Consider the following 19701-nt stretch of genomic DNA (forward strand, 5'->3'; position numbering starts at 1 on the left):
ATCCCGACCGGTTTTCATGCGCCCGGACGCACGCGGTCGGCCTTTCGCCGGCGCTCCTGGGTGATCCACCGCTTGCCTTCGGCGGCGACGCCCTCCAAGACATGAAGGGTGTGACCGAGACCCGCGGAGTCAAAGGTCACCTCCGAGACCTCTCCCAGGGTCTCGTCCACCAGCAGCTCTTCCGTTCCGGAGGTCAGTACGTCGACCCGGATCCGCTCTCCGTTGACGAGCGCGAGCTCGAACTTGCGTTCATCGCGCTCTGCTTGGCGCACCAGCACCGCTGCGACCGACTCGTAGCGGTAGTTGGTGCGTTCATGGCCGCGGAAAGCGCCCTCCTCGAAGTCGAGATCGGCCCTGAACTGGCGTATCCCGTCAGCTGTGAGGAGGAAAAGCGTCAGGCGATAGCGCGTGTAGCGCCACGGACCGTGCTTCAGTCTCGCGCGTCGGGTCGGGGTGCCGGGCGCTTCGATGAAGGCATGGGCGATCAGGTCGCTCATGGAGAGTTCGTAGTGGCGTAGCGCCTTATCCAGCAGCACTTTTCGGTCGCAGTCCAACCACGCGGCCATCTCCCGATCCGAGGGCTTGTCGGCCAGCTTCTCCTTCCAGCGCAGGAAAGCCGCACCGCATGCCGCACGCAACTGCGCGACCTCCGCCTCGTCGGCGGCGTGCCGTCTGCGTTCGAGGACGATGCGCAGCCAGGCGCGGACGGCCACGAAACCCGCCGCGAGCGCGATGGCCGTTGAACGCGTCGCCCCGAGGGGAGCGGCCTGTGTCGCCGTCACCATCGCATGGCAGGCTCCGATCACGCACGTGGCACTTCCGAGAAGTGTCACGGCCTTCGTGGACAGGGGGACCGCGAGTTCCCGGCGGTAGTCCCACAGCGTGTCGTTCTCCCACCGCTTCCTGACATCGCTGACCCGGTACCGGATAAGCCAGGCGATGCGTTCGGCCCCTGCCCGCTGCTCCCGGTAGACGTCGACCATCTCGTCCCGAATGCTCCGGCGAATGCCGGCCGTACCGTCCAGCCAGGCTGAGCGGCTCGTGTCGCGCGGAACGTACTTGGCGAAGTAGCGGTCGAAATGCTGGTCGACCCTGCTGGCGAAGCCGCCGGAAGGTGGACTGCCCATGCGAGCGCGAGGCGGCGCGAACTCGGCGTCCTTCGCTCGGAGCCGCTCGACGCGGAAGCGCCACTCTAGGCCACCGAGTGCGGCGAAGTAGCCGCCTCCGACGCTCAGCAGATACACGAGCATCGCGACTACCTGGAGGTCCCGGGCCAAGAGGTAGCCGATGTGAAACGCCGCCACGGCCAGGACTGCCGTTGCCGCCACCGCCTGGACCCAGAGGCTCCGGGGAGTGTTGGGAGGCCGTGGATCAGGTACCCGTGGATCCAAGGGCCGCGGCTGAAAGAATTTCCAGACACGGCCGGTCCGGTCCTTCGCCTTCTGGTTCTGTTCGGCGCTTTCCAGAGAACGTTTCCACATCTCGTCCTGGAGTGGCCCTTCCAGGAACAGCTCCATGTGTCGCAGGATCATCGGGCGCTGAGGCTCGGCAAGCCCGTCGAGATCCTTGAGGAGGAGACGCATGTCCGCGTCCGGCAGCCGTGCGGCCTCCAGCAGGTGGCCGATGGTCTTCACCCCGTCGGCCCATGCGTCTCCACCGGAGACGTGGCACAGACGCGGAGCCCGCCACAACATTTCGGCGTCCTCGGGAGGCATCTCGTGCCGGGTCCGGCCACTGACCAAGGCAAGCCGTAGGTAGAAGCAGGCTTCGTTGCCTCTGTGGCCGTCTACGACGGCTTCGCGCATGAGCTGCCGCGCCCTGTCTGACATGCCGCCGTCGAGCAGGCGGACACCGATCTCGAACCGCTCCGCGGGCGAGGCGTTCGCAGAAAGCGCGTAGTGATGGACGTCGCCGTGCACGACCGCAGCCTGGACGCCGATCTGGGCGTTGTCCGCCGCGTAGTTCGTCGCGGTGGCGTGCGGTCCGGTCATGACAGGCCCTGGACCAGGGCGATGATCGTCCCGACCTCGGCGGCCAGGATCGCGACGTCCGCGACGAGTCCGCGCACCTTCTTCAGCGCCAGCGTCACGGCGCCCATGTCCTGCGGCGCGGTCGTCAGCAATGTCTCGCCGGCGGCGGCGAGCTCCGCTTGGGCCGCCTGGTAGGTGTCCTCGTCCAGCTGGCCGGACGTCCGGGCCTGCTGGAGCCGGGCGGCCAGGCCGGCGATCGCTTCGGCCGGGTCGGCCGGTGCGGTTCGCTCGCTGGAAACGTGGATACCGCCGTACACCTGACCTGCCTGCACGCCCACCCGTGCGTTGTCCTTGGCCACGTTGCGGGTCGTTCCGGGCATGTCGGTGCTCCCCTTCGGGTCGTTCGCCTCGGACCGAGCGCGGTCCCGTTCCTCGCCGGCCAGGTTCTCGGCCAGGGCCACGGTGTACGCCGCCGCGTTGGCCACCGCCCGGGCCTGCCACTGTTCGCGGTCGGTGGCCTCCTTGGTGCCGTCGGCGCGATCGCTGATCCCCCGGACCACGACCACCGGCAGCGATCTGTTCAGGTGCGCGGCCTGAGCGACGCCGGCCCCTTCCATCTCGATCGCGAGCGCGTCGTTGAAGTGCTGCCTGATCCAGCGGGCGTACGCCGAGACCTTGGAGTCGAGGACGACCTCGCCTGCCGCGATCGGCCCGAAGTGCACCTTGCCGGTGCGGCCATCGTCCGCCCATGCACGGTCGCGAGCGACATGCCGTGCGAGCTGGTCGGCGCCGTGCGACGCCTCCCACACGCGGGGCCGGCTCTTGAAGCCGTCGTCCTCGCTCGTCCCACCGTGGAACGCGTACACGTGGGTGGCGACCACCAGATCCCCCAGGGGGATATGGGTGTGCAGGGCACCCGCCACGCCGACGAAGATCAGCGCGGCGGGGGAGAACTCGGTGATGGCGCGTTCGGTCAGCACCGCCGCGGACTGGTTGCCCTTGCCGACGAGCCCTAACGCGATCTGGCACTTGCCGCCCGCGAGCCGCCCCAGCTCGAACCGTGTGCCCTGCGGATGGCGGTGGACTCGTGGAGCGTCCAGCTTCCCGCGGACGGCCTCGTACTCGACGTCGAGCGCGGTAAGGACGACGATCGGGTTGTCGTTCATTCCTCCGGTCCTTTCGTTTTCGATGGTTCGCTGGGCCGGATCATCGGCGGGTACAGGACTTTGCGCGGACCCGCCTTGAACAGCCGGGCCGGTCTCCCGGACGTCACCTTTCGCTCCGGCCCTGCCGCGACGATGAACCCGCTGGTCTTCTGAACCTTCCGGTAGAAATTGCGCGGATCGAGGGAGATCCCCCACACCGCCTCATAGACCCGCTGGAGATCGGTGATGGTGAAGACCGGAGCGCAGAACGCCGTCGCGAGGGCGGAGTGCTCGAGCTTGGCGCGGGCGTTCTCGACACCGTCCTCGACGATCCGCCGGTGGTCGAAGGCGAGCTCCAGTTCCCCGGAGAGGACCTGATCGGCCGGCTGCCACCGGGCGCCGGCCGCGTCCGTGCCCGCGGTCGGTTCCGGGAGCCCCGGCGCGATCGCCAGATAGGCGACGGACACCACGCGGCCGCGCGGGTCGCGCCCCGGAGCGCCGTAGACCCCCAGGTGCTCGAGGTGCAGCGTCGCGGCGTCCATCGCCGCCTCCTCCTCCAGCTCGCGGCGGGCCGCCGCGGTGAGGTCCTCCTCGGCGTCCCGCAGGAACCCGCCGGGAAGCGCCCACGCGCCCTCGTAAGGCTCGACACCGCGCTCGATGAGCAGCACCTTCAGGCTCGACTCGCGCAACGTCAAGATCACTAGATCGACGGCGAGCATGACGGCGGGCGGGGTCCAACGGTCCTCGGTCACGCAGCGAGGATAGCTTTTTGTCTCTCTGACAAAAAGGGCGGAGATGTTGGCGTTCTGGTCACCTCTGCGTTACGGGTCGGATAGCTCTGGCCCCGCCAGACGGGGGCCGATGCCCGCGCAATCAGGGTTCCGTGTTCGGGCCGAGGGGGGCGGGCGGCGGGCCTGGCTGGGCGAGGACTCGGCTCCTGCAGGTGGAGCAGTGGACACGCGGGCTCGTGGGTGCGGTGGTCCGGCTGGCGGCTGTGGGCTGCGGTGGCCGTTTGAGGTCAGGGGTGGAAACTCTGATCTTGCCAGCAGATACTGGCATTGAATGGTCGTCGTTCCGGGAGGTGCTGTGGATCGAAGCTCGATGAATCCTCTGCTGTCGCGTCGCGCCTTTGGACTGGGGGGTGCTGCGCTGGTCGGGGCCGCCGTTGCCGGGCCGCTGGGTGGGGTTGCGCGTGCCGGCGCACCGTCGGCGGGGGAGTGGGTCGACGTGCCTGTGCCGCCGTTGGCGGGGCGGAGCCATCTGCTCGGTATCGCCGCGCCGGACCCGTGGCACGTCTTCGCCGGGGGCACGGAGAACGCGTTCCAGCCGGACTCCCGCGCCGTCATGCTGCAGCGGACTCCGCGCGGCTGGACGCGTGCCGCGATGCCTGAGGGATTGGTCGTCGTCAACGATGTCCGTGCGCACCACGCCGCCAACGCGTGGGCCCTGGCCGCAGGTCGGAACGCCCAGGAGCGCACCGACCTGCTGCACTGGAACGGGCGCCGCTGGACGGCGGTGGCGGGCCCCGCCGGCGAGCAACTTCAGGCCATCGACGTCGACCGGGCCGGCGGACTGTGGGCGACCGGGATCAATGGGGACGCCACGACCGTGTCGGTGCGGCGGCACGGCCAGTGGAAGAACGCGCTCACCCTTCCGCAGCCCTCAGGGCTCAACGCCATCGCCGCCGGTAGCGCCTCGGACGTCTGGGCCGGGGGATACGGCGAGTCGCAGATCGGCCCGACACCGCTGTGGCACTTCGACGGGGCGGACTGGAAGCGCACCCCGTGGGGATCGGAGTGGGCCCACTGGATCCTGCAGATCGAGTACGTCGCTCCGGACGACGTCTGGTTCTACGCCCTCGAACAGAGCCCGCTGTTCCCACCGCCGACGCTGCACCACTGGGACGGCTCCGCGTTCACCGTGCATCGTCTTCCGAGCCCGTCCGACCCGGTCGGGGAGGTGCGGCCGAAGTCCGTGATGGGGTTCCTCGGCTCGATCGCAGCCGATGGACGGGGCGGTGTCTGGGTGTCCAGTCCGTACGATCCCGCGCACCTGCTGCACTTCGACGGCACGTCCTGGATACAGGCGACGCCGCCTCTCGGGGTGACCGCGTACTCGATGACCCATGTCCCGCACACCGGCATCATCTGGGCCGGTACTCAGGTGGGCACCGTCTGGCGCAAGTCCTGACGCCGGGTCGTTCGCGCTCACCCGGGGCTGGTTTGCTTGGGCGATGATCTCTGAAGACGGAGCCGTCGACTACGCGGATCTGGCCCGCGAGCTCGCCAACATGGTCCATGGCTATCCCTACGGCGATCCTTTCGCGTTGCTCGGTTGGATCGCCTCCGAGGTGAAGTCCGACCCGGGGTCGCGGCGCGGGCGGGCGATGACGGCCGCGCTCTGGGCGAGCCGCTGGTACGCCAGGTGGCGGGTCACCGACCCCGCGCTCATCGACGACCTGATCGAAGCGGCCGGACATGCCGCGACGGTGCTGGAGGCCGCGGGCTGCACGGCGCCCGGTGCGCACGAGGACCCGCAGGTCGACGAGGACCCCGAAGAAGCGGGCGACGTCGTAGCTCGCATCGGGGATCCGGAGGGGTGGCTCGCCCGCCACCCGGACGACGAGGACATCGAGGCGTACGCCTGTCCCGGTTTCGTCGCGGGGCTGGCGGCCGAGGCGGAACAGGTCCTCAAGGACGCGCGGGCGGAGCGCTTCGACGCCCCGGACACCGCGCACCTGGACGAGCGCTTCCTGACGGCGGACGGCCATACCGACATCGACGCGTTGATGACCGACATCGAGCGGCAGAGGGGCAGCAGGCTCGACCCCACGGCCCAATCGGCGGCGCTGTGGACGGCACGCCGGCTGCTCGGCGACGCGCGTCCCGAAGAGCGGACGTCGCTGGCACTGGCCGTGAGCCACCTGGCACAGCACTGCGCCTGGGGTTCCACCGCCCCCGGCGTGGTCACCCTCTACCGCGAGGCCCTGCTGACGTTCGATCTCTCGGTCCTCGACCGGCCGTGCCCGCACCCGGAGGCGCACCCGGGGATCGGCCTCCGCGACGTGCCGTCCCTCGCGCGTGCTGTCGCGGCGGGCGTGGACGGCGGCGAGGGATGTCCTCACCGCGTCGCCGCGCACGTCCGGAAGATGATCGACTACACGGGCGGTTACCTGGGCGTCGAGGACGCCCCGGCTTGAGCCGGCGAAGCCCGAGGTCAGGTGTTGGAGGAGGACGTCCGCCGCCGCGGCCTGCGCGAGGGGGCGGCGGTGTGGGAGGTCCCACGCTGGGGGCGGGACGCGGCGGGACGCGGCTTGCGGGCCGGGGCCGGGTTCGGGGCGGCGGCCGCGCGGGCCGGCGGGCGGGCGCCGGTGATGCGGGCCAGGTCGGCGTCGCCGGGCCGCACCCGGACGGTACGGGGGGTGATGCCCGCCTTGGACATCATGTCGTCCACCTCGCGGCGCTGCTCCGGCAGGACGAGGGTGACCACGGTCCCGGCGTTGCCGGCGCGGGCGGTGCGCCCGCCGCGGTGGAGGTAGTCCTTGTGGTCGGCGGGCGGATCGACGTTGACGACGAGATCGAGGTCGTCGATGTGGATGCCGCGGGCGGCGACGTTCGTGGCGACCAGCACCGTGACGTCCTTGCTGTGGAAGCCGTTCAGCGCGCGGTTGCGCTGCGACTGCGTCTTGCCGCCGTGCATCGCCGCGGCGCTGATCCCGCGGGCGGTCAGCTTGCGGACGAGGCGGTCGGCCTGGTGCTTCTTGCCGACGAACATGATCACGCGGCTCTCGCGGGCCGCGATGTGCACGGTCGTCTCGTGCTTGTCCTCGTCGCTGACGTGCAGCAGGTGGTGCTCCATGGCGGTGACCGCCCCGGCCGGCGGGTCGACCGAGTGGGTGACCGGGTCGCTGAGGAACCGGCGGACGAGCCGGTCGACGCCCCCGTCGAGCGTCGCCGAGAACAGCATCCGCTGCCCGTCCGGCGGCGTCTGCTCCATGAGCCGGGTGACCTGCGGCAGGAAGCCCAGGTCGGTCATCTGGTCGGCCTCGTCCAGCACCGTGGTCCGCACGTCGTCGAGCCGGCAGTCGCCGCGCTCGATCAGGTCGGCGAGCCGCCCGGGCGTGGCGATGAGGACGTCGGCGCCCTGGGCCAGCGCGTTCGCCTGACGGGCGATCCCCAGGCCGCCGACGACGGTGGTCATCCGCAGGCCAACGGCGTCCGCGTACGGTTCGAGCGCGCCGGTGACCTGCTGGGCGAGCTCCCGGGTGGGCACCAGGACCAGAACGAGAGGACGGCGGGGCCGGGCGCGGTGGCCCGCGGTACGGGCGAGCAGCGCCAGGCCGAACGTGAGCGTCTTGCCCGACCCGGTGCGTCCGCGGCCGAGGACGTCCCGGCCCGCGAGGGCGTTCGGGAGGGCGGCGGCCTGGATGGGGAACGGCGCGGTCACGCCCTGGCGGACCAGCGCCTCCTGGAGCGGGGCCGGCAGCGGCAGTTCGGCGAATGACGCCACGGGGGCGGCCGGAGGCGTGGCCTCGACGGCGGGAGCGGCGGGGCCTGCCGAGCCTCGGCGTCCGTCCGCCGGACGGCGGGCGGGGCGAGACCGGGAGCCTCGGGCGCTCGAACGAGGGGCGCGGGGCATGATGAAGCCTTCCTTGGGAGCGGTGCGTGTCAGGGAAGTGCTCCGTCAAGCGGGACCGCGGGCTCGGCGGCAGGCCGAGTGGAGAATTCTCAAGAACGAACCGGGAGCGGTCCAGCGGGGGGTTCCGCCGCGGACCGGTAGAGCTGAGGGCGCGGATCAGGCGCCGAAACGGCAGAGCGGTGCGCGGTCCCCAGGACCGCGCACCGCCGGCGCCGCGATGATCAGGCGGGGACGATGTTCTCCGCCTGCAGGCCCTTCTGGCCCTGGGTGACGTCGAACGACACCTTCTGGCCCTCCTGGAGCTCACGGAAGCCCTGGGCCGCGATGTTGGAGTAGTGGGCGAAGACGTCGGCGCCGCCGCCGTCCTGCTCGATGAAGCCGAAGCCCTTTTCCGCGTTGAACCACTTGACGGTGCCGGTGGCCATGATCGTCTCCTTCAGGGGTGGGTCCCGTCCGCACACCGTGCGCGGACGGACGCCGCGATGGCCCATCCGGAAGATCCAGAAAAAACAAAAGTGCGCCTGAGGTCAGATCCAACAGGCGCACGCACATGTCTATGGGAACCGCAACTGCCGTCAACGGTATCACAGGATCCACCGGCCCGATCGGGTGGGCGGTCGCCGCGATAATTTACCAGCAGGTCGGGCGAGAATGCTTCGCCGAACCGCCCGGTACGCGCATAATGAGGTAATGAAACCCACCGGCCCCGCCCGACGGCGACACCTGCCCACCAGCCCCTTCAAACCCCCGCCCGCCGCTCCGCCGGCCAAGGAGTTCACGCTCGACGACCAGGTCACGCACGACAAGTACGGGCTCGGGCGCGTCCTGGAGGTCGAGCCGGGCAACGCCGTCCTGGTCGACTTCGGGACACGTAAAGTGAAGATCCTGTCACCGTTCACGAAGCTTTTCAGGCTCTGAGAAACCGCCGGGGACCCGGCACGGCACGGCCCGCGCAGACGGGACGGGCGAGCGCCGCCGGCCGGGCCCGACAGGCCCGCGCAGGCCGTTCTCCCGGGCGGCAACGGCGCCGCCGCCGCGTCGGACTCAGCCCGACGACTGCGGTCGGAGGGTGGGCTCGGCGACTCCCGGCGGGGCGCTCGGGAGGTGCGCCCCGGCCACCTCGATCACGCGGGCGGCCATGTCGGAGAACAGCAGCATCTGGCGCGCGGTCGCCGGGCTGAACGGCTCCGCGCCGACCCGTCCGAGGACGGCGAGCACTCCCCGGGTGGCCTCCCCCGTCTCCAGCGGCAGGATCAGGATGGGACCGGCCGGAAGGCCGGTGAGCGTCTGATCGGCGGCGATCCGCGCTGATACGGCCCGGCGGGACGTGTACGCCCGGCCGAGCATCGACCTGCCCCGCCGCACCGTCAGCCCGCGGATCCGGTCGCCGCCGGGGCCGTCCGCGACCTCGACCCGCAGCGTGTTGCCGTCCTCGCCGGGCAGGGCGACGAACGCCAGCGGGACGCGCGCCAGTTCCCGGGCGCGCGCCGCCACGAGGGCCAGCATGCCCGGTACCCCGGTCCCGTCCAGGACCACCGCGCTCATCAGGTCGAACGTGGCCGCGAAGCGCCGCCGGTCCGCCTCGCTCGGCGCGGCTCCGGCGGCTCCCCACCCGATCGATCCCGGGTCGCCCGTCATGCCGTCATCCCGTCCTGCCTCTCCGCCGGGGACGGGCCGCGCGCTCAGGCCGCGGCCGATCGGACGCGGGCGGCATCGATGGTGGTGCGGACGGCGAAGACCCGGGACAGGCCGCTGACCCGCAGGAGCCTGGCCATGTGCGGGCGCGGAGCGGCGAGGACGAGGGAGACGCCCTCCGGCTCGGTGAGGCGGCGGGCGCCGGTGAGCAGGGCCAGCCCGGCCGCGTCGCAGAACGTCACCCCGGACAGGTCGACGACCACGAGGGGGCCCGCGTCCCGCAGTGCGGTCTCCAGCGGCTCCCGCAGGGACGGCACGGAGGCGATGTCGAGATCGCCGGTGATGGTGATGACGGTGTGTTCCGCGAAGGCTTCGCGGCGCAGCCCGGCCTCGGGGGAGGCGGTGCCTGCGGTATCCATCTGGGGCTCCGATCAGGAGTGTGCGTGTGGCCGGGACCGCTCAGTGACCCGCGGGCGCCGCGCCGCGGCCTCGGCGGCCGTCGGGTCCGTCGCCGGGAACGGGCGTCCGTGTTCGAGAGGGACGGTGGAGCGGCGTCATGCGCGCCGGCCTGTCTGGCCTCAGGGAGACCGATCGTCGGAACCAGGGGGACGCCGGCTTGGCCGCCCGCATCGAGAACCCCTAGCTCACCGAGAGTCTACGCCCTCCCGCCCCGCACCCGCCGGGCTCAGCGGCGAGGTCCCCCCGCGGGCGGACGGCGGCTCGCTGATCAGCGGCGATGCCGGTGGGCCGCGCCCGGGCGCCCGGGCGAGCGCGAAGCGTACGGGGCCCTCGATCCGGGCAGGGGACGCACATGAGCGAAGTGTGGATCTCCGCCGCCGACGGTGACGACCTGATCCGTGCCGACGCGATCGTGATCCTCCGCATGGACAGGACGGGCCGGCTGACCGTGCAGCTCCGCGACGAGGCGAAGGTCAGCGTGACGCTCCTGGAGGGCTCGCCGGGCGGCGCCCGCCCGCCCGCCGACTTCCACCGGCGGTTGATCCGGCTGATCGCCGAGCTCGCGGACGCCGGGGGGACGCGGCTGATCCGCGCCCGGCACGAGAACGGCGCGTGGCACTGGACGAGCGAGGACCTCTAGGCCTTCCCGGCCGCTGGAGAGAAGCCGGGGTTGTGATCTACGAAACTCTGTAGTGATCAGAGTAGATTTTCGACCCGGGGTCGGGTAGTGTTCCTTCCATCGAAGAGAGACGGGTCCATGAGAAGCGGCAGATGACGAACTGCCGGAACGTATGGATGACGTCGGCCGGGCGTGCCGGGGCCAGCGCAGTGGAAGGGGCCTCGGCAGCCGGTCGGCCCGGTGGCGGACGAGCCGCCGGAAGCAGTGGAGAACAGCAGGAACGCAGTACCCGAACACAACGCAGTACCAGAACACGCAGTACACGCAGTACAGGTAGTGATGTCGAGGAAAGGAGAGATCGGCGCCATCGGGATCGCCCGCAGCAGGCTCCAGTCACGCCGCGCGGGTACCGCAGTTCCCCGGATTGGACGGTGGTCTACGGTCACGCATTCGCGATCCCCGCGTCCCCGCCCCCGCAAGGGCGGCCTACGCGGAAGACCGGCTCATCAGGGCCGGTAGATGGTGTTGTACCTCTGGGCCCCGGCGCCGCAGTCTGGCGTCGGGGCCCCTTGCCGTCGGTGCCTGCCGATCCCACGGCATTACGGAAGGTTCTGTGAGAGCACCCCACGCGGCTGAGACCGGCGACCAGCCCGACCCGCAGCGACCAGAGACGGGCGCGGAAGACGACGCGGCCGCTCTGGAAGACAAGTTCGACGACGAGGACTATCCGGCCTACAGCATGGGCCGCGCCGCCGAGATGCTGGGCGTGACCCCGGCGTTCCTGCGCAGCCTTGACACCGCCCGACTGATCGTCCCGCAACGCTCGTCCGGCGGACATCGCCGCTACTCCCGCTACCAGCTGCGCCTGGCGCAGCGCGCCCGCGATCTGGTCGACGAGGGCACCGCGCTGGAGGCGGCCTGCCGCATCATCATCCTGGAAGACCAGCTCGCCGAGGCCCAGCGCCTCAACGCCCGCCTGCGCCAGGACCGTTCGGCGCACGGGACGCCGCGCCCGCCGGAGTAGCGGCCGGCTCGTCCTTCACCGCAGGGCCTGGGCCTCGCGCCGGTTCAAGGGCAAGGGCTCCTGAGCGGTCGTCTCGCCCACGAGACGACCGCCAGAAGGCACGTGCAGGCTCGGCCGGCCGGGGATGGCCCATTTTTCGTTCCCTCATCTGGGCGCCCGGCCGGTCCAACAAAAGATCATCCAGTCTGCACGTGCATCTGCATTCGCAATTTGAGATTCACAACTAGGCAACGAGAACTAGTCGTTATTCGGCGCCGGGTTTGCGTCGCGGGACACTGTCGAACAAGATTGAACATGTGTGGCGGTGTTCGTTTTCCGTGGATCGCCGGCGCCACTTGTTTAGTTTGGTGTAGGCATTCCGACATGCACCTTTTCGTCCGAGTTGGGGCGCAGGTGAGATGTGCCGGATGTCGGCCGCTAGGTCTATGCTCCCGATACCTAGAAGGATCACCGCCGGTGAATGACCGGACGGTCGGTGCCCACCGGCCCGCCGCCCGGAAATCACGCCCGGCACCGACGGGAGACAAGGATGTGTAATGGAACTCATCCCGCCAATGCTCGTGAGTTCGGCACCGGCCCCGCGAAACCCTGCAGGAACAAGGCCGGCGGGAGGTCGGTGACGGTCGCCCCGGTTCCACACCCGACCGACTCATGAGCCCCTTGCTTCGGGCGCCGGACAGGACCCCTCGCGATATCGAGGTGTTCCTGGAGGAGACCCATCCCGGCTCGGATGCCGGCACTCGGCTGCACACCCTGATCTGCTGCCTCTATCACGCCCCGCTCTTCGAGGGGCGTGGCGGCAGGCAGGCCGTCGCCGGCAGAGCGGCGGAGCGAGGCGTCACCCCCGCCAAGCTCCGCCAGATCGTCGCCGGTGACCTCTCCGGCATCAAGTGGCCGGCGCTGGAAGCCGTCCTGGTGGCCTGCGGCGCTTTCCCAGCCCATATCGAGGTCGCGCAGAACCTCTTCAACCAGGTCCAGGCCGTCGACCCGCACACGGTCCCGCCCGCCAGGGCCGCCACCTGGACCGACCCGCTGGACGACTGGGCGCCCGTCCGGCTTCCCCGGCAGGCCCCTTCATCCCGCGCCGATTCGTCCCGCCCCGAGCCGGCCGGCCCACCACCGTGGACCCGTCCGGACGAGGCCCCTCGGCATGACACCCCGGCCGCTCCGGAAACCCCGGACGACCCGGAAAACGAGGCGCCGGGCGACCCGGCCCCCGCCACGACGCCCGCGGGTCACGAAACGCCGGTTCGATGCGGCGCGGACGTGCCCGGGTGCATCGCCGCTGCCGGAGGCGCGACCGCAGACGCCGAGAGCCGGGACGCCGGAGGGGACGCCGCCTCCATGGCCCCGGTGACGCAGACGCCCGCCCCCTCGGCGGACGACAAGGACGATCACACGGATGTGTCGGTCGACCCGTGGACGGCCGGAGATCCCCGCGCGTTCGTGGCGCTGATGCAGAAGTTCCGCGTCCTCAAGGGCGAGCGGCCGTACCGCGAGATGGCAAAAGTCTGCGCGAAACACCCGGCGGTGCGGCGCCCTTACGCGTACGCGAGCTTCTGCACGATCGCCAAAAGCGGCAAGCTTCCGCGTCGCGACCTGGTCTGCGCCTACATCGCCGGGGCCGGAGGCAGCGACGACGAGATCGACCAATGGCTGAAAGCCCACGCGCGGCTGGCGGTCCGGTCGAGCGGCGCCCCTTCCGCGAACGAGAGATGACCGACCGTTCGGCGGTCCCGAGATAGACGGCGGCCTTCCCGCTTCCACAAGTGAAGCGAGAAGGCCCCGCCCGGACCGTCGTCTCGTGGCAGCGAGGCGACGGCCCCTTTCATCGAGAAACCCACCGGGTTCAGAAAGGCAGGTACTCGCCTTCATGCTATTGCCGGAACAGCGTGAGCCACTGACCACCGTCGGACACATCGCTCGAACGCCGGCCTGGCGCAAGAGCAGCCGCTCGCTGGGCGGCACCGACTGCGTGGAGACCGCGCGGCTGGATTCGACCGGCCACGTGATCGGGATCCGGGACAGCAAAGACCCGTCCGGTCCGTTCATCGCGGTCGCCCCCGCAGAGTGGCGGCTTCTGATCGAGCGGATCAGGCGAGGCAGGTACGACCTCCCTTAGATCGGCACGGGCTCGTCATTCCACCGGGGCGCTCGCGACCGGCCCCGGTGGAACTTCGAAGAGGGCGTCAGGGGAGGCGGGTGAAGCGGCGGGCGGCGCAGAGCAGGGCCGCGATCGTCAGGGCGGCCATCAGGGCGCATTCGAGGGGGAGCGGCGGGTTCCAGGAGCCCAGGGCCAGCGGTCGGAACAGGTGGTGCGGGGCGTCGGGCAGGTAGGCCGCGATGGTGCGGCGCATCACGTCGACGGCGTAGGTGAGCGGGTTCGCCAGCGCCAGGCCCTTCATCCAGGCGGGCATCGCGCTCAGCGGGAAGAACGCCCCGGACAGGAACACCATCGGCGCCATGATCACGGTCAGCACGGTGCCGAAGGTCTGCGGCCGGCGCAGGACGGTCGACAGCAGGACGCTCAGGACGGTCATGCCCAGCGAGACCAGCACCAGTTCGCCCAGCAGGAGGGCGATCAGGACGCCGTCGAGCGGGACGCCGACCGGGGCGGCGGTGGCGAGGAGGACCGCGGCCTGGCAGCTGGCCACAGTGGTGCCGCCCAGGCACTTGCCGATCAGCAGGGACGCGCGGCTGACGGGGCCGGCGAGCATCTCGCGCAGGAAGCCGCCCTGCCGGTCCCACATGATCGAGGTGCCGGTGGCGAGCGCGGGCCCCTGCGCGGCCGTCACCAGCGCGCCCGAGAAGAGGAAGAGCTGGTAGGCGTCGCCGTTCGGGCCGGGCATCAGGTTCGACAGGCCGATGCCGAGGACGAACAGGAAGATCAGCGGCTGCACCAGGGAGATGGCGGCCCCGACGCGGTCGCGCCGGAAGTGCAGCATCTCGCGCCGCCACACCATCCCCATGGCGCGCAGCTCCGCCCGGAAACCGCCCCGGCCCGGCTCGGACGCCGACGGCACCCGCACCGGGGCGGCGGACGGTTCCGGTGCGGCCTCGTCGCGGATCCGGTGCCCGGTGTGGTGCAGGAAGACGTCGTCCAGGCTGGGCGGGGTGACCCGTGCCTCGTACACGGGGACGCCGAGCTCGGTGAGCAGGAGCGGCAGCACCCGCGCCCCGTCGGGGACCTGGAAGCGCAGCCCGCGGCCGTCGCGGGTCACGTCCAGGCCGAAGCGCTCGGCGATCAGCGGCGCCGCGGCCGCGTCGTCGCCGGTGCGCAGCTCCACCCGGTCGGCGCCGAGCACCGACTTCAGCTCGGCGGGGCTGCCCTGCGCGACGATCCGGCCCGCGTCGATGATCGCGATGCGGTCGCACTGCTCGGCCTCTTCGAGGTGGTGGGTGGTGAGGAAGAGGGTGACGGACTCGGTCTCGCACACGTGCCGCAGGTGGCGCCAGACCTGGGCGCGGGCATTCGGGTCCAGCCCGATCGTCGGCTCGTCCAGGAAGAGGATCTGCGGGCGGTGCAGCAGCGCGCGGGCGATCTCCAGGCGGCGGCGCATGCCGCCGGAGAAGGTGTGCACGACGTGGTCGCGGCAGGCGGTCAGCCCCACCAGCGCGAGCGTCTCCCCGATGCGCGCCTCCACCTGGCCGGGCGGGACGTTGTACAGGTCGGCGTGGAACCTCAGGTTCTCGGCCGCGGTCAGCTGGACGTCCAGGGTGGACTCCTGGAAGATCAGCCCGATGCGGCGGCGCGCCGCGGCGGCGTCGGTGCGCGTGTCGTGGCCGGCGATCTCGATCCGGCCGGACGTGGGCAGCGCCAGCGTGCACAGCATCGCGATCGTGGTCGTCTTGCCCGCCCCGTTCGGCCCGAGGAACCCGAAGCTCTCACCGGGCGGGATCGTCAGGTCGAGCCCGGCCACCGCCTCGACGCCGGGGTACCGCTTGCGCAGCCCGACCGCCCTGATCGCGGGCGTCGCCGCGGCGGGCGCGGCGGCGCCGGGCGCGGCGGTGGCGGGACGGGCCGTCACGAGCGGCCCGCGATGGCGTCGAGCCAGGTGTCGGGGACGTGGCAGCCGAAGCTCCACCGGTGCCGCGGCGTCGGGTTGACGATGCAGTGCCAGAACAGCCGGTCCGGGTCCTGCTCCACCTTGAAGAACCGCGCCAGCCGGGGACGTTCCCGCAGGGTGACCAGTTCGCCGGTCTCCGGGTGCTGGTACCGGAAGAACGAGGTGTGCTCGGCGTCGGGGAACTCCCCGTCGAAGTCGATCAGGTACATGCGCCAGCCCGGCTGGTCCTCGTTGGTGTGCCACAGCCGGTAGCTGGACGGCGGGTACCACAGGTTGCCGGACAGCCGGACGTCGCCGCCGAAGACCTTCTCCAGCGCGCCGACCAGCCTGATCTTGGCCGCGTAGTAGGCCTCGTAGTCTTCGTGCCCGGTGTGGGAGTCCAGGTTGACGAGGTGGAAGTCGCGCCGGCGCGAGGTGTCCAGCGCCGCGCGCCACCGCTGGTACTCGGCGCCGTCCGGGGCAAGCGACGTGGAGCGCAGGTCGTCCGCGCGGAACTCCTCGTCGAACTCGGCGAGGTCGACCGTGGACGGTTTGATCTTCAGCGCCGGCAGTTCGGCGAGGACGGCGTCGAACCCGGGCAGGTCTTCCATGGCGTACTCGTAGTGGTAGAACGCGGTCGGTTCGGCCGCGGCGGGCGCCGCGGACTCCGGGCCGGACGCCGTCGCTCCAGACGCCGTCTTGGGCGCGGCCTCGGAGAAGTCCGGCGACGACGACGCCGCCGCGAGGTCGCGGGCGTCGAACAGGTAGCCGTGCGTCTGGCCGAGGCGGACCATTTCCGCGACCGCGGTCATGGCCTTCATCTGCTGCCTGATCCCTGTGTCGCGGAGGGCGAACCGCAGGAAGGCCGTGCAGGATTCGACGGACATGGGTGAGATCACTCCTCAGATCGACGCGGGCGGAGGGTCCAGGAGGAGCGCCGAGGGGACCCGCTCCGGATGGGCCAGCCGCAGGAAGTGCATGCCGAACCCGGACATGCCGAGCATCAGCCCAGGGAAGAACCCCGTGGCGGACGCGGGCGGGGCGTCCTCCAGGTTGCGCCACTGCGCCTGCACCTGGACGTTGGCCTCCAGACGGAACGCGGGCTCGTCCGCCAGAAGCGCGAACCGCAGGAACAGCTCGGCGTTGCCGGACCGGCCGTGGCACAGGGAGTCGTTCATCAGGCGCGGGAAGTTGCGCATCGTCGCCGTGAGCGCGCTCCTCGCCTCGGTCAGCACCGCGTCGTCGTCCTTGCCGAGCGCCGCCCAGCTCTGGATGCGGCTCAGCCCGATGCCCGCCGCGCCGTTGCACCAGGCATTGGCGTAGTGGCGTCCCTCCCAGAGCATCCCGCCGGGGAACTCGCGCAGGTCGTACCAGTCCTGCGCGCTCTGGTCGAAGTGGAGGGACTCGTAGGCGAAGGCCCGCCGCCCCGCCGAGACGTAGTCGGCCCGGTCGGTGAGACGGCCCAGCGTGATCAGCGCCCATCCGACGCCGCCGGCGCCGTGGGACAGCCCGGTCAGGTTCGCCCCGGCGGCGCCGAGGTCGGAGCCGGGCCAGGACAGGGCGTCGCCGTCGGCCTCCGCGCGGCGCAGCAGATGCGCGGCGCAGCGGTGCGCCTGCTCCAGGCCCCGCCCGTCCGCGACGCCGGCCAGGCCGATCAGCACCGGGATGAGGCCGGCCGCGCCGTGGAAGACGTCCAGGTGGCGGTCCCCGTCGACGCGTCCGGCCAGCTCGTCGCTCAGTTCCAGGGCGTGGTCGAGCAGGGCGCGCTCGCCCCACAGGCGGTACAGGTGCGTGAGGACGTAGACCATGCCGCCGAGCCCGGTGAAGGCCCCGATGCGCTGCCGCTCCCAGGTGGCGACGGCGTGGTCGAGCGCCCGCCGCGCCGCCGCGCGGAACTCGGGACGCGGGTCGAGGGCGTCGAGGTAGGCCAGGAACAGGGCGATGCCGCCCGAACCGTTGTAGAGGTCGCCCTCGATGTCGACCTCGTCCCGCCCGTCGGGGGTGATCACGAAGGACGTCCAGGGGGCGGGCGCGTCCGGTTCGCGGAGCATCGCGCAGAGCTGCTCCCCGAGGGCGGCCGCCCGCTCGACGCACGTCTCGGCGAAGTCGGCGCTCGTGACGTCGCCGCCGGACAGCCCGGCGGCGATGTACTGGCGCTGCTGGGCGCGGTTGCGCGCGGACAGGCCCCTGATCCGGGACGCGGCGTGGTCGAGCGGGCTCGTCTCCAGATCCGCCCCGACCGCGGACGCGTGGTCGTGGACGAGCCCGGTGCCGCCCGCCTCGACGCTGAACAGCGGGACGTCCCGGCGCCACATCGACGCGACCTCCCAGTCGGGCAGGGCCGCGTCCTGGTCCCACTTGCGGGGGAAGGTGCGGACCGTCTCGATCAGCAGGTCGGCCTCCAGCGGCTCCAGCAGGCACCGGGGGTGCAGGGCGGCCGCGAGGAGCTGCGAGTAGACCTGGGTGCTCCAGTTGACGAAGCGCACGCCCGCGCCGGCGAACAGGTCGCGGACGCAGGCGATCGCCTCGTCGGGCCGCTTCCGGAACCACTCGTAGACCCGGTCGAAACCGGACCCGATCGCGTCGACGAACTCCTCCGCGTGCGTCAGCTCCTCGCCGATGAAGATCCGGTTGGAGGCTCCCGGGTCGACGCGCACCCCTTCGCGGTAGCTGACGGACGACGCGAAGGACTGCAGGCGGTCGACCTGCGGCACCGGCATCGGCATCTCGTAACCGCCGCCGCCGGTGTACCCGCTGATCCGCATCTCGCCCTCGGGCGCCGCGCCGCTCCTCGGCCACTCGATCAGGCCGGTCCTGAAGACCGAGTCCATCAGCGTCCCGGACGGGCGCGGCCACCCCTTGGGCAGGGCCCCGAGCACGGTCTCGCAGTCGCAGATGTAGGCGTGGCCGTCGGCGACGAGGACGTTCTCGAAGTGCAGGTCGCCGCCGCCCAGCACGTAGAAGATCGCCAGGTAGCCGCCGAGTTCGGCGTAGACGCGCTCGGCGTCCTCGCGGGTGGCGACCCGGTTGCGTCCCGGCGGGATCAGCGCCTCGAAGCCGTAGCCGTCCTTCGGCAGCACGGCCCGTCCGGCGAAGCCGAGGACGCCGTCGTCGCGCAGCCGCGCCAGCAGCCCCTGGAACCCGGCCTCGCCCTCCAGGCCGCGGGGCTTGTAGACCACGGACTCGTGCGCGCCGTCCGCGAGCTCGACCTCGACGATCGCGACGCTGCGGCCCCCGGCGTGGTGGTCGGAGCGGCCGAGCCGCGCGGTGCGCACGGCCACGATGGGCCGCCCGAAGAGCGCCCCGGACAGTTCGGCGGCGCCGTCGCGGATCCTGCCGATCATCTGGGCGCCGTGCTCGGCGAGCTGCCCGGTCGTCTGGGCGAGCCAGCGGCCCAGCAGGGGGAACTCCAGGTAGAAGCGGTGGTAGGCGGCGGCGTCGGCGAACGTCTTGTCGAGGTAGGCGAGGTAGTCGTCGCGGGTGGCGCTCGCCGGGTCGATGCCGTGCAGCCGGCAGTGCACCTTCGCGTCGGTCTCCACCGCCCAGGCCAGCGCCAGCTCGAACCGGTCGAGCAGGTAGGCCTGGAAGTCGGCCACCAGCCGGGGGTCGACGCGCACCGCGGCCGCGCCGGCGCCGATCTCCCCGGTCAGCCGGCGGCCGAGCTCCACCAGAAAGGGCTCGCAGGCGGTGGCGAGCCGGCCGTGGTAGACGTCGTCCGCGCGCCAGTCCGCCGCGGCGAACGCCTCGTCGCCGGGGTCGAACCCGTCCAGCGTCGCCCGGTAGACCGGCAGCCAGCCCCGGTGGAGGTCGGTCAGCATCCGGCCCAGCCGGCCTTCGGGGTCGGTGAGGCCGAGCTCGTGCGCGCGATAGGCCCGCAGGATCTCGCGCAGCGACTCTTCCGTGTGGCGCTCCGGCCGCGGGCTGGTCTCCGCGCCGAACTTGGCGGCCAGCCTGCCGGCCAGCCGGTCGATCCTCCAGGCGTCGAAGGCCTCCAGCGGGTCCGCGCCGGACGGCGGACCGAGGGCGGACACGATCTGGATCCGCTCGGACAGGTTCGCGGCCCGGGCCGCGAGGTCCACGGGGAAGGTCGGCTTCACTCGGGCGGGCTCCTCGCCTGTGGGACGGTCTCGCCTAGGGGAAGGACGGGGGTGATGGGCCGATGGCT

17 protein-coding genes are annotated in these 19701 nt (G+C 71.5%); 7 read left to right on the forward strand and 10 right to left on the reverse strand.

Annotated elements, in window-relative coordinates; translation table 11 throughout:
• Positions 1-14: 14 nt before the first annotated feature.
• Genes AB0C84_RS04610 through AB0C84_RS04620 form a run of 3 tightly spaced genes read right to left on the reverse strand, consistent with a single transcriptional unit; the run spans position 15 to position 3867 of the window.
• Positions 15-1991, reverse strand: a complete 1977-nt coding sequence (locus AB0C84_RS04610) for a hypothetical protein (RefSeq protein ID WP_361061105.1) — start codon at positions 1989-1991, stop codon at positions 15-17.
• Positions 1988-3136 (reverse strand): 5'-methylthioadenosine/S-adenosylhomocysteine nucleosidase, encoded by a 1149-nt coding sequence (locus AB0C84_RS04615; RefSeq protein ID WP_361061107.1) that lies wholly within the window; start codon positions 3134-3136, stop codon positions 1988-1990. The genes AB0C84_RS04610 and AB0C84_RS04615 overlap by 4 nt, the downstream gene beginning before the upstream one ends.
• Positions 3133-3867: an NUDIX domain-containing protein gene (locus tag AB0C84_RS04620; RefSeq protein WP_361061109.1), complete on the reverse strand. Its 735-nt coding sequence runs from the start codon at positions 3865-3867 to the stop codon at positions 3133-3135. The genes AB0C84_RS04615 and AB0C84_RS04620 overlap by 4 nt, the downstream gene beginning before the upstream one ends.
• Before the next feature lie 475 nt (positions 3868-4342).
• Between AB0C84_RS04620 and AB0C84_RS04625 the strand changes: the two genes are divergently transcribed.
• Complete coding sequence (locus tag AB0C84_RS04625) at positions 4343-5305, forward strand: hypothetical protein (protein ID WP_361061111.1); 963 nt, start codon at positions 4343-4345, stop codon at positions 5303-5305.
• Between the two features lie 43 nt (positions 5306-5348).
• The gene (locus tag AB0C84_RS04630) at positions 5349-6314 is read left to right on the forward strand and encodes a hypothetical protein (RefSeq protein WP_361061113.1); all 966 of its coding nucleotides are present in this window, start codon (positions 5349-5351) and stop codon (positions 6312-6314) included.
• 17 nt (positions 6315-6331) lie between these two features.
• Here the strand turns inward: AB0C84_RS04630 and AB0C84_RS04635 are convergent, their stop codons facing one another.
• Positions 6332-7753, reverse strand: coding sequence for a DEAD/DEAH box helicase (locus tag AB0C84_RS04635; protein WP_361061115.1), 1422 nt, complete (start codon positions 7751-7753; stop codon positions 6332-6334).
• Between the two features lie 221 nt (positions 7754-7974).
• Positions 7975-8178, reverse strand: a complete 204-nt coding sequence (locus AB0C84_RS04640; protein WP_067460243.1) for a cold-shock protein — start codon at positions 8176-8178, stop codon at positions 7975-7977.
• A 265-nt stretch (positions 8179-8443) separates the two neighbouring features.
• Between AB0C84_RS04640 and AB0C84_RS04645 the strand changes: the two genes are divergently transcribed.
• On the forward strand, positions 8444-8671 hold the full coding sequence (locus AB0C84_RS04645) for a hypothetical protein (protein WP_179837973.1): 228 nt from the start codon (positions 8444-8446) through the stop codon (positions 8669-8671).
• 126 nt (positions 8672-8797) lie between these two features.
• Here AB0C84_RS04645 and AB0C84_RS04650 read toward each other — a convergent pair whose 3' ends face one another.
• On the reverse strand, positions 8798-9391 hold the full coding sequence (locus tag AB0C84_RS04650; protein ID WP_258944487.1) for a GAF domain-containing protein: 594 nt from the start codon (positions 9389-9391) through the stop codon (positions 8798-8800).
• Between the two features lie 44 nt (positions 9392-9435).
• On the reverse strand, positions 9436-9807 hold the full coding sequence (locus AB0C84_RS04655; protein ID WP_361061118.1) for an STAS domain-containing protein: 372 nt from the start codon (positions 9805-9807) through the stop codon (positions 9436-9438).
• 392 nt (positions 9808-10199) lie between these two features.
• Here AB0C84_RS04655 and AB0C84_RS04660 point away from each other — a divergent pair, with 392 nt between their 5' ends.
• The 4 genes from AB0C84_RS04660 to AB0C84_RS04675 all read left to right on the forward strand — a co-directional run bounded on the left by AB0C84_RS04660 (position 10200) and on the right by AB0C84_RS04675 (position 13612).
• Positions 10200-10487, forward strand: coding sequence for a hypothetical protein (locus AB0C84_RS04660; RefSeq protein WP_361061120.1), 288 nt, complete (start codon positions 10200-10202; stop codon positions 10485-10487).
• 718 nt (positions 10488-11205) lie between these two features.
• Entirely contained in the window at positions 11206-11490 is a 285-nt protein-coding gene (locus AB0C84_RS04665) for a MerR family transcriptional regulator (protein WP_361061362.1), read from the forward strand.
• A 651-nt stretch (positions 11491-12141) separates the two neighbouring features.
• Complete coding sequence (locus tag AB0C84_RS04670; protein ID WP_361061122.1) at positions 12142-13209, forward strand: hypothetical protein; 1068 nt, start codon at positions 12142-12144, stop codon at positions 13207-13209.
• Positions 13210-13363: 154 nt separating this feature from the next.
• Positions 13364-13612, forward strand: a complete 249-nt coding sequence (locus AB0C84_RS04675) for a DUF397 domain-containing protein (protein ID WP_361061124.1) — start codon at positions 13364-13366, stop codon at positions 13610-13612.
• Between the two features lie 67 nt (positions 13613-13679).
• Here the strand turns inward: AB0C84_RS04675 and AB0C84_RS04680 are convergent, their stop codons facing one another.
• Genes AB0C84_RS04680 through AB0C84_RS04690 form a run of 3 tightly spaced genes read right to left on the reverse strand, consistent with a single transcriptional unit; the run spans position 13680 to position 19633 of the window.
• Positions 13680-15518 carry an ATP-binding cassette domain-containing protein gene (locus AB0C84_RS04680; protein ID WP_361061126.1) on the reverse strand — a complete coding sequence of 613 codons (1839 nt, stop codon included), beginning with the start codon at positions 15516-15518 and terminating at the stop codon, positions 13680-13682.
• The gene (locus tag AB0C84_RS04685) at positions 15515-16423 is read right to left on the reverse strand and encodes a Nif11-like leader peptide family natural product precursor (protein ID WP_258944489.1); all 909 of its coding nucleotides are present in this window, start codon (positions 16421-16423) and stop codon (positions 15515-15517) included. The genes AB0C84_RS04680 and AB0C84_RS04685 overlap by 4 nt, the downstream gene beginning before the upstream one ends.
• Before the next feature lie 15 nt (positions 16424-16438).
• The gene (locus tag AB0C84_RS04690; RefSeq protein WP_361061129.1) at positions 16439-19633 is read right to left on the reverse strand and encodes a type 2 lanthipeptide synthetase LanM family protein; all 3195 of its coding nucleotides are present in this window, start codon (positions 19631-19633) and stop codon (positions 16439-16441) included.
• Between the last annotated feature and the right edge of the window lie 68 nt (positions 19634-19701).

The sequence above is a fragment of the Actinomadura sp. NPDC048955 genome, from assembly GCF_040649435.1.
Classification (GTDB): domain Bacteria; phylum Actinomycetota; class Actinomycetes; order Streptosporangiales; family Streptosporangiaceae; genus Spirillospora; species Spirillospora luteofluorescens.